The organism is Zunongwangia atlantica 22II14-10F7, assembly GCF_002094855.1.
In the GTDB taxonomy this organism is placed as follows: domain Bacteria; phylum Bacteroidota; class Bacteroidia; order Flavobacteriales; family Flavobacteriaceae; genus Zunongwangia; species Zunongwangia atlantica.
Window position 1 is genome coordinate 312632 of record NZ_ARYN01000002.1, and the last position, 10800, is coordinate 323431.

The 10800-nt window shown below is 33.3% G+C and carries 10 protein-coding genes; 4 read left to right on the forward strand and 6 right to left on the reverse strand.

Annotation, left to right across the window (positions count from 1 at the left end):
* Nucleotides 1-3: 3 nt before the first annotated feature.
* Nucleotides 4-837: a DUF6268 family outer membrane beta-barrel protein gene (locus tag IIF7_RS03685; RefSeq protein WP_084840319.1), complete on the reverse strand. Its 834-nt coding sequence runs from the start codon at nucleotides 835-837 to the stop codon at nucleotides 4-6.
* 222 nt (nucleotides 838-1059) lie between these two features.
* Here IIF7_RS03685 and IIF7_RS03690 point away from each other — a divergent pair, with 222 nt between their 5' ends.
* From IIF7_RS03690 to IIF7_RS03705, 4 genes are all read left to right on the forward strand, one after another.
* Nucleotides 1060-2373 (forward strand): DUF4270 family protein, encoded by a 1314-nt coding sequence (locus tag IIF7_RS03690; RefSeq protein WP_084840320.1) that lies wholly within the window; start codon nucleotides 1060-1062, stop codon nucleotides 2371-2373.
* Nucleotides 2366-3616 (forward strand): OmpP1/FadL family transporter, encoded by a 1251-nt coding sequence (locus IIF7_RS03695; RefSeq protein ID WP_139801261.1) that lies wholly within the window; start codon nucleotides 2366-2368, stop codon nucleotides 3614-3616. The genes IIF7_RS03690 and IIF7_RS03695 overlap by 8 nt, the downstream gene beginning before the upstream one ends.
* A gap of 43 nt (nucleotides 3617-3659) precedes the next feature.
* On the forward strand, nucleotides 3660-4400 hold the full coding sequence (locus IIF7_RS03700) for a dioxygenase family protein (RefSeq protein WP_084840322.1): 741 nt from the start codon (nucleotides 3660-3662) through the stop codon (nucleotides 4398-4400).
* Between the two features lie 110 nt (nucleotides 4401-4510).
* Nucleotides 4511-5161 carry a pirin family protein gene (locus IIF7_RS03705; RefSeq protein WP_084840323.1) on the forward strand — a complete coding sequence of 217 codons (651 nt, stop codon included), beginning with the start codon at nucleotides 4511-4513 and terminating at the stop codon, nucleotides 5159-5161.
* A 60-nt stretch (nucleotides 5162-5221) separates the two neighbouring features.
* Here IIF7_RS03705 and IIF7_RS03710 read toward each other — a convergent pair whose 3' ends face one another.
* From IIF7_RS03710 to IIF7_RS03730, 5 genes are all read right to left on the reverse strand, one after another.
* Nucleotides 5222-6859, reverse strand: coding sequence for a family 43 glycosylhydrolase (locus IIF7_RS03710; protein ID WP_245801507.1), 1638 nt, complete (start codon nucleotides 6857-6859; stop codon nucleotides 5222-5224).
* Between the two features lie 70 nt (nucleotides 6860-6929).
* Nucleotides 6930-7910 (reverse strand): DUF6807 family protein, encoded by a 981-nt coding sequence (locus IIF7_RS03715; protein WP_084840325.1) that lies wholly within the window; start codon nucleotides 7908-7910, stop codon nucleotides 6930-6932.
* Complete coding sequence (locus IIF7_RS03720) at nucleotides 7907-8902, reverse strand: family 43 glycosylhydrolase (RefSeq protein WP_084840326.1); 996 nt, start codon at nucleotides 8900-8902, stop codon at nucleotides 7907-7909. The genes IIF7_RS03715 and IIF7_RS03720 overlap by 4 nt, the downstream gene beginning before the upstream one ends.
* A 393-nt stretch (nucleotides 8903-9295) precedes the next feature.
* Complete coding sequence (locus tag IIF7_RS03725) at nucleotides 9296-10099, reverse strand: CPBP family intramembrane glutamic endopeptidase (protein ID WP_084840327.1); 804 nt, start codon at nucleotides 10097-10099, stop codon at nucleotides 9296-9298.
* A 73-nt stretch (nucleotides 10100-10172) separates the two neighbouring features.
* Nucleotides 10173-10733 carry a hypothetical protein gene (locus IIF7_RS03730; RefSeq protein ID WP_084840328.1) on the reverse strand — a complete coding sequence of 187 codons (561 nt, stop codon included), beginning with the start codon at nucleotides 10731-10733 and terminating at the stop codon, nucleotides 10173-10175.
* Nucleotides 10734-10800 lie beyond the last annotated feature (67 nt).

Here is a 10800-nt window from a genome sequence, read left to right on the forward strand (position 1 = left end):
TGTTTATAATTTAAATTGGAATCCAGTGCTGAATGTCATTCCCGGATTGCTGTAAGATTGAATAGTTGTTTTTTCTGAATGAAGCTGAATATCGTTTTTATGAAAATATCCTGCAGAAAAGTGAATACCCCAATGAGCATCCAACATTAAGTTATAATCTAGACTTGTAGAAACCTGTTGCATTTCTACCGTTTCATCTGAAGCATAATCGTTAAATAGATTTCCTGAATAAAGATGCTGCAGACTTAAAGTTTGCCTGTTATTGATCTTATATGCTAACTTAGAAAGTGGAAATCCTGCCTGAAGACTAAATGCTTCAGATAATTGAAAATTGGCTTTCACTAAAGGCGTAAATTGCTGTTCTCCAAAAACCGTATTATACGCCAGCCCTAATTCGATATTTTTGAGGATAGTTTTTTTCGGACTTAAAGAAATACCGGCGCCATAATTCAGAATAAAATCATTGGAGACCAGTTTTTCTTCAAGAGTGGAACTTATACCTATATCTGCGAATCCAAAAACTCCAAAATCATTAGTCCATTGATAGTTTATTTCAGGTTGATAAGTCAACTTATAATAAGTATCGGTATCATATTGAATTTCTGTAGACAAGTCGTTATATGAGTATTGATGCGCAGCAGCGTAAAGGCTATTCTTAAAAGAGAAATCCCCAAATTTTATCGGATAAGTAAGCTTTATCTGCTTCTTATTATAATCTAATTGATCATCTCCTGAAGGAGCCAAAGCATAATCGAGGGAAATTATGCTTTCGTCTTGCTGACTATAAGATCTGGCTCCAATAGATAGTAACAGGATAACTATGATGTTTTTACTCATTTCAGGATCAAAATTTCGCCAAACCTATAGCAGGAATCTCAGTCCAAAAAATGAAGTCTACAAACCTGCAATATCAATCTACCAACAGGAAAAAGCAGACTATAAATCTCCAAAAAGGCATTTATAGTCACAAATTTCAGCCTGGTAGATAAAGGCTTTGGGTTGGTCTATTCTAATTTTTACACATAAAAAGATTAGATAGGTTCGCTCAAATTTTAGTTTATGAAGTCAGTCTATTTTAGATGTTTTGGAGTACTATTTTTTGTTCTCCTCTTTAGCTGCAGTAATGATCAAGAAAGTATTAGTGTTGGTGAAGATTGGATAAACAGTGCTATTAAAGTATACACCTTCGATACTTTAGCGATTGAAGCTACCACATTTCAATTTGATAGTCTTATTGTTAACAGTGCAGATAATCTTCTAATTGGATCCTACAAAGACGATATATTTGGAAGAACCACAGCCTCTTCCTTTTTAAAATTCACGGGCGAGACTTTTACTATTGAAGATGAAGCTGAATTCGATTCTATTAGTCTTATTCTAAATTATGATTCTTATAGTTTTGCTGATACCACTAATGTTGAGTCTTTAAATATTTATCGTTTAGCTGAAGAGATTGAAACCGATGAGAATTCAGATCTTTATAGAAATTCAGATTTTGAAATTGAGCCTTCTTCTCTTTCTACTTTTAATTACTCGCCGCGACCGCATCAAAACGATAGCATTCAAATAAGTATATCTGCAGATTTAGGTCAGGAATTATTTGATAAAATTCTAAACGATGAGATTAGTAGCAATAACGACTTTAATAACGTATTATATGGATTGGCGATCGTTCCAGATTCGCTGAATAATAGCAGCGTTATTAGTTTCAGTAAAGAAAATAGTTATTTAAGACTGTATTATAGCATTAAAGATGAAATTGAAAATGATGATAAGTTTATCGATTTTTCTGTAAATACTTCAGAAAGTTTTCATCAGATAAAGTCTAATCACCAGGGTACTTATTTCTCAGGAATCGAAGATCAATTAGATCAAGTCCCTTCTTCGCAAACCAATAACCAGGTTTTTATTCAATCTGGTACCGGTATCGCCACTCGCATAGAGTTCCCAAATTTTAAACAAAGTCTTAATGATATTCAGGGTTCTGGTTCGATTACCAATGCGATTTTAAACTTCAAAATAAAAGTAGATCGAAACAACGTGAATTACGGAGTTAAGGATTCACTACCGGTTTACATTATAAATCAACGTACAGAGGTACAAGATAATGTTTACAATTATTTAGGCACGCAGTCTTATGCTCTAATTACAGAAGAGAGCGATGAATTTAATACGCTAGAGTACAGTTTGTCGCTAAAATACTTTTTAGATAATCTAATTGAAGACACTCAAAACGAGGATCAATATTTAGCGATTTACAGCCCAAATTTTAATAATTCAGTAGATCGCTATGTGATCTACGGGCCAAATGCCGCTGAAGATAATCGAATGAAATTACAAATTACATATGCGATCTATAATGAAGATGAATAAGCTCTTTACGGCAATATTGGTAGTTATTGGCTTTACCCAAATTAAAGCGCAAAATTCTAATTCCCTTTCCAGCTCGCCTTACTCTTTATATGGTTTGGGTTTAGAAAATCCATTAAGTACGGGCAAAAATGATGGGTTGGGTTATGCAGGGCTTGCCATGACTTCAGCAAATTCGCTAAACTTATTAAACCCGGCCAGTCTTGGTGGCATAAATCAGCACAGTCTTTTTTATAATATTGGCTTTAAGCTGGAGAGTAAATATTTAGAACAAAACCGGGATAGTGAACACATTACTTCTGGAAATTTTAGTAACCTGGCTTTAGGAATGGCGATTAATAATCGCAGCGGGATTGCACTTTCCCTAATGCCTAAAACCGATGTTGGTTATGAAGTTTCTGGATTGTATTCTCCCATAGAAGGTTCTTCTGAGCTTTTTGAAACTGAAGCTGAAGGTAATGGCGGACTCAATAATTTTATGCTTTCTTACGGTTACGCACTTACCGATAAACTGAGATTTGGTGCAAACGCTTCCTTATTATTTGGCGAAATTACAGAAACGCAGTTCAATTATATTCAGTCTAACATTTTATACATCGCAGACGAAAATGATTATTCTGGTTTTCGTTTTGGTGCCGGTTTACAATATGATCTTTCTAAAAGCATCAGCTTAGGTCTTACGGCTAAAACTCCAGTAAGCTTAAGCGGCTCACAAACCAGAACCATTTCTCAATATTACGCTGATGACGAAATTGTGGCCGGAATCGTAGAAGAAAACGAAGTAGATAATTTTGATCTTCCTCTAGAATTAGGCTTTGGTTTACAATTAAAACTTATGGATGGTTTTGATGTTTTGGCCGATTATAAACGTCATTTTTGGTCTTCTACCAATCAATCTGACGCGCTGGGTAAGTTTACAGATCAGGACTTTTTCAATCTTGGGTTTAGCTTTTCACCATTACCCAATAGCAATCCACTGATTTATGCTAATCACTTAGAATATCGCGCCGGGGCTTATTACGATTCTGGAAATCTTGAAATTAACGATCAAAAAATATCAAAATACGGATTAAGCCTAGGGATTGGTTTTCCTTTAAATAAGCAGGATAAAAGCATGATAAATCTTAGTTATTCCTACGGAACCCAGGGAAATATCAATAACGGATTAATAAAAGAAAACTTCCATTTACTAAGCTTAAACTTCAGTTTTGAAGACCTCATTTTCGTTACTCGAAAATTTAACTAAAGCATTCGCTTCACTCTAAAAATTAATACTAAAACTATCGAATATGGACAGAAAGAAATTTTTAAAAGGCCTTGGATTAGTTGGCATGTCTATCCCAACACTTCACTTTTTAGACGCCTGCAGCTCAGATTCTACAAATGCTGAAACTTCAGAAAATATCCCCGAGACCGATGTAGATATTTCTACAGATTGTGCCGTTACAAATTCTGAAACCCAGGGCCCATTCCCTACTAAATCTCCAGATTCCTGGGAACGTGTAGATATTATTGGCGACAGAACAGGAATAGATCTGGACATCAATTTAATGATTGAAAATGTAAATAATGAATGTTCTCCTCTGGAAAATGCAGTTGTAGACATTTGGCTTTGCGATAAAGACGGTAATTATTCTGAATATGGCGGTACCGGAATGCAATCTACAGATTATAGTTCTAATCACTTTTTAAGAGGAAGGCAAATCTCAGACGAAGATGGTATGGTTCGATTTAAAAGCATTTTCCCGGGCTGGTATCGTGGTCGCGCCACGCATATTCATGTTCATATTTACAATAATCTGGGAACATCTTTATTGGTTACACAAATTGCTTTTCCAGAAGGTAGTGATAGTGCCGTAACCAATGTAAACCAGGCCAGCAGCTATGGTTACACTAAAGGAATGTCTGGTTACACCTACAACAGTACAGATAATGTATTTAGTGATGGTATCGAAAATGAACTTTGCACTATTACCGGATCTATAGACGACGGCTACGAATTAGCGCATACCATTAAAGTTTCAGCTTAAAATCGATAAAGCTTGAATAAAATATTTCAGAAAAACAATTAAGCTCGGTTACCGAGTAAACCCTGCCTGGTAGCATCCCTACCTGCTTCCAGGCTTTTAAAATAGTTAAGATGAATCCCACAAAACAGGTAAAGATATTTACGGCTAATCGCAGAAACTTAATTAGAACAGAGAATTTCAATATTTTTGAAACGATTAATAGCAAAAATAGCTTCGGAAGTTTAATTCATTTCAGTTTAAATATTCTAAAATCGAATCAGCAAACCTTTCTCAATTATTCTGAAAATGTTTTGAGCTTAATTATACCCACATTTGGCGGAATAGAAGTTGCTGCAGGATCAGACAATTTTGTGCATATTAGTCAGTTTTATTCTGAATTTAAACCGAAATCAAGCTTATTACGAATTAATAATCCTTACGAGGATTACGAAATAAGTTTTCTACGCATCGATTTTCTGGCTGGGATGGGTTATAAAAAGATAACCGACTTCAATTTGAAACCTAATAGTTTACATTTAATTTTTCAGAATTACGCCATAAATGCTTCCTTAAAAATGGGAAAATATGAAGGCAGACAAAAGGGAGAATCGCGGGCGCAGTTTAATCACAAAACTTTCATTTATGTCGTTAGCGGTGCTTTTGAGGTTAACGACCGACTTTTAGAAACAGGAGATGGGATTTGTTTTTGGGAAACAGATTTAATTGAATTTGAAGCGCTATCCAACAACGCCGTTTTTCTAATTATTGAAGTTTCTGCTTAAGATTCTATAGAATTCGGTTCTTTTCTTAAAACCAAAATTCTACAAAAAATGCAGTTATTTTTATAGATTTTTAACCAAAGAAATATCGTCGATTTGCGCACTGGCTCCCGGGTTTCCTTCAGCATTAAAACCAATTTCAACTTTTCCGTTTTTTACATTTACATTTTCCAGAACAATGCTTTTCCAAGTGTCTGCTTCCTTATTTATTTCGATTTTTTGTGTAGAACCAGCGCTTTCAGCATACATTTCTAATGATTTAAATAAGGAATTAGTTTTCACTTTTGCTGTTAAGGTATAACTTCCTTCTTCTAAATTTACAAAAGGAGTACTGCTTATGCTTTGATATACTTTGCGCTGAAAAACAACATTATCATGAATATTTAAACTTTTTTCGCCAATTACATATTTTCGATCTTCTGCGGTATTAAAATAATTTAGTTGAGGTGATTCCTTATCTCCTATCACAATGGTATTGCCCTGATAAACTTTGGTTGTCCAGCCTTTTAATTGCTCCTGAATAGGTTTTACGGTAGATGGAATTGCTCTTCTATCGGCTTCAAAACTAGGGTTTCTAACATAATTATTATCTGCAGCAACCTGCCACTCACCAGTTTTTTCATTCAGCATCCAGCTATTCAAAGAATTGAAGTACGGCGTTTCTTCCTGAAACGATAATGGCACCCATTGATTATAACCTAATCCATTTCCGGCAAAATTTGCCCATCGATCTCCGCAATACATTATAGTTTCAGTTTTCTCACCTCTTACATTTACAAAAAAGCCAGTTTGTGTGACGTGCGCATAATCTTCGATACTACCAGGAGTAATCAGCATTTTATTGGTAGGCAGATAGGGACCATTAATATCGTCTGAAACCAAATAATAAGCATACGAAGAATCCCAACCATAAAGATTTGAAGCAAAAACATAATATTTCCCCTTGTACTTAAACATACAATTTCCCTCACGACCTTTACCTCTAAAAATCTCGGTTACTTCTAAAAGATCTACCTTACCGTCTTTTAAACCTATTTCTGAAATATAGATTTTATTTCGGCCGCGCCCATAAGAGTACACAAGATAAGATTTACCAGAATCTGGATCTGTAAAAACACTTTGATCTCCGGTATTTGGCGTACCAATACGATTGGTCATATCTAATTTCCTATCCCATTTAAAGTTTCCTGTTGGCGAATCTGATAAAGCAATTAAGACACCTGCATTATGCTGAACCAGCAGCGCATATTTATCGATTTCTGGTACATAAACAACACCTAAACGTCCCATCCAACGTGTATTCTCGTCATGTACAAGCGCTTCTTCTTTCTCAAAAACATAATCTTCAAATGCCCAATTAGTAAGATCTGTAGAACTATAACAGGTAACGGCTACAAAATTGTCCTTTGTATAAGTTTGGGTATAATCGTTTCGATAAAGTTCTGCTTCCTTGTAATAAGCGCCATACCAATAATATTTTTGTTCTCCCGTTTTGGGATCTTTAAACTGAAAAACCCCACCACCCTGACTATAAATTGGCTTTCCGTCTACAGTTTCCCAAAATTGGTCGTTTTTAATAAGATGATTTTGTGCGCCAAGATTCGTTAAAATTGAACATAAAAATAGAAGAAAAATAAAAGCATTTTTGAAAGTACCAATTCTCATACAAGCATCTTTTAGATTTAGAATGTTTCCCATCATTCTAGATGAAATTAGTGCTAAATTGTAACTATTTATTTAGAAACTCATACTGAACTGTCCTGCTTAAGTATTAAAACTCCTTATTTCCTAAAGTTGTAATCATTTCTTCAGAAAGTGTTTTTGTAGAAGTAATTATTCTGTATTTGGTAGTGAATACTTCAGTAGGTTTTAGGTTGAAACCATTATTCACCACGGGAGTGAAGCAAAAATAAGGCAAATCTGGATGTACTCTTAGATAATCTGGGAATTCAGGATTGTTGGAACGCGGAATAATGGTAAGATTCATCTCTTTATCGGCAATTTTACCATACATGTTTACCCATTTCGGAATGGTGTGATTAGCCTCTAATCGTGATTTATGGACATCTGTAGTCACCTGAAAATCATTGTCGATTTTATCGATTTTCGGCTCAGATTTTTCTGTATTCCATTCATCCCTACCCCGAAATGCCAAACCGCCATAATGATACTTTAATAGTTGAAGCACTGAGGATGAAATATTTTTTTGGGAAATTGTAATATCCCAAACAAAAGGAGCTTCAAAATTATACAATTTTATGTTCCAGATCTCTTCCAAAACAGGAATTGTATCGCCATTTATAAAGGCAATATGATGCTGTTTGGTCTTTAATACTCCAAAATCTTTATTGGATTTAATTTCCAGAATTTCTTTAAAAATTACACTTCCCGTTTCGTCATGCTGATTCCAAAAATCTATTTTTTTATTCCTGAATTTGGTATTTACCCAGGCCGTAAACATTCCGTGATGATGTGTGTGTTTTTCTGGAAATCCTTCGGTTAAAATTTCTCCGTCTGGCGAATAAATGGGATGAATAAAACCACTTCTTTGATAATACTGCCGAATAGTATCTAGACGCTGAGTTTCATAATTATACTGAAACGAAGGCTTCCCTCCTATTTTTGCTATTATAGAGCTGCCATTATCTTCAAAAATTACAAAATTGTCCTCTTCTTTAAAATTCTGAGCATAAATTGAAAAATTTACAACAAGAATAAAACCTAGGATATTGTAACTTTTTAAAAAGCTCATTTTTTGGAATTCTCTAAATTCATCAAGGTTTTGGCTGGTCTTACCACTTCTATTTCATCACCCGAAAAATTGAGACTATCAATCGCCAACTCTCTATACAATTGATCACTATTATCGGTGATGCGATGGTATAAAATATAATCCTGACCACCTTCAGCAAATACGCTATGATGGCCTGGCCCTAAAGTTGATTTATCTTCAGAAGTCGTTAAAACCGGACTATTTTCACCTTCAGAAAATGGTCCAAATGGATTATTGGCCTTAGCGTATCTCACTTTATAGGTTTCTGTAGTGCATTTCCCGTCTGAATACATTAAAAAATAAGTTCCGTCTTTTTTAACCATAAATGGTGCTTCGAAATAATTTGGTGGGGTAATATCTTTTATTTCGGCTTCATCAAAAGAAATCATATCGTCTTTCAATGGAACCACAAAACAATGCCCGTTTACCCAATCTAGCCCAGATCCCCAATACAAATACACTTGTTTATCATCGTCTATAAAAACTTCAGCATCGATCATATGATATTCAGGAAACATATTGCCTTTAATAAGTGGCGAATTATCACTTTTAGCATTCTTCCAGGGGCCTAAAGGATGTTCACTTACACCAGCCCAAACTTCACTACCTACAGACACATACATATAAAACTTACCATCTTTCCCCTCAATTACTGAAGGCGCCCAAACATTGCTTGAATTAGAAGTTTCACTGGTACAAAGTTCTTTTGTTGGCCAGTTAATATGCTTTTGCTCCCAATGCACAAAGTCATCTGACTCTAAAACTCCAAGTTCTTCTGCTCCCCAGGGATCTATCGTGGCGTAGATATAATATTTCCCCTCGTATTTTACGATTGATGGATCTGCAAAATCACCATTGATAAACGGATCTTGCAAAGCTATATCATTTTTATTTTTTTTAGAACAACTTACCAGTACAACTAACAATAATATTGAAATTGCTCTAACTGATTTTTTAAAAATACAGGTCATTATTTTTTGGATTTTTTGAATTAGCCTTTTTTGTAAAGACTAAAAAACACTTGTATAAATTTATTGAAAATACCGATAAATTCTATTCAACAGGATTGCGCTTTTCTATAATTCTAATTATAAACTACAAAACAAAAAAGGGAATGAATAAGATCATTCCCTTTTCGGATAATTTTAAAAGTCGGGATGACAGAACGCTTGTAACATTCTGATCCTCGTAGTATTTATAAGGTTTCCCATGGTTTCCAATTTCGGAACTCACGATTAACTCACATTATAAAAAGAACATATTAATGTTTTTTGGTACTTCATTTCTACAAAAATAGTGAAAAAGAATTATCTGTAAAATAAGATTAGATTGGTATTTAAAACAGTATTATATGGGAGGAGGTATTAGCTTAGTTCTTTATTGGCTGTAGTTATTTTATTCATTGCCAAAAGTGTAAGTATAGATCCTAAAATTATTAAGCTCCAGTAGATATAATTAAAATTAAAATTGTAAATCCAATCATTGTAATTTGAAGCATTTATTAGAAATATCAGATAGTAAATATTCATTAGAATGTGGAAAAACATGGAATACAGAATCTTTCCAGTTTTTATGAAAACCACCCCACTTAAGAGTCCAAATATAAATGAAGGAATTAAGTTTACGGGTGTTTCTATATGAATTACAGCAAAACAGAAACTAGAAATTAATATTGAAGTAATTTCATTATTCCTTTTTAAAAGTTTTGATATTAGAAATTTTCTAAAAAATAATTCTTCTAATAGTGGAGTTATAAAAATCAAAGTTAATATCTGATACAATAATTCTTTTTGATTAATTGAATAATTTTCACTTTCAAGACTTAAGTATCCATTTTTATAGAAATCCAATAATTTATTTATATCGAAAAATGGTTGATATATTAGTTCTAGTCCTATAGAAGCAATTATCAGATATATTAGAATTGAAATTTTATAATTATTTAATTTAAAATTCGCTAAAACTGGAACTTTTACTTTCCAGAAAACTTTAAATAATACCAAGTAACTAATTATAAACCCAAGAATTTTACTAATCCATTTTTGATGAGGATTTGAGAACGAAATTGTTTGATCAAATAACTCCAATAGACTTAAAAATCCCATTTGAATCAGGAGAAATATTATTATCAATAGAAAAGTTAATAAAAGTGCTTTAGTTATATTCACTCCAAAAAATTACTGCCAACTCGTTTTTTAAAAAGTTATGTGAACGAATAGTACGATTTATAATATTTTAATTTTAAGCTTTTTTCATTGGAATTGATATTCCGAATGCAATGGCTCCTGAAAAATGTTCAACGGCTGGTTGATAATAATATGTAAAACCTAAATCAAAATTATGTTTTGGACCCAATTCTAAACCTATTGAAAATGGAATATGCATCAGAACATCATTTTTTGATAAGTTGGTTAATGGAGTGATTGTTTCAAATTTCCCAATTGAAGCACCTATTCCTAATTCAAGATATGGTGATACCCAAGGAATAGGAGCAGTTATTCTTCCTTTACCTCCAATCAATAAAGCTTTTGAAGTCGTTTTATATATTTCATTATTAGAATCCTCATATGTTAGAATTATTCCCGCATAAGGTCTTAGGTCTATCCATTTTTTTAAATTGAAAATATATTCTCCTTGTGCAAAGAACCCAGAACCATCTATATCAGTTTCATCATATGGAACGGAAATTCCGTATCCGATTGATAAATTTAAATTTTGGTTTTCTTTTGTCTGTCCATTTACATGATTGATACTAAGAATTACAATTATTAGTATACAAGAGTAATATTTAAATTTTCGCATTTATTGAGCTAAGTTTTTTAAATATAAACATTATTCATAATTTGTTACAACGGCAGTTTGTCTCAAA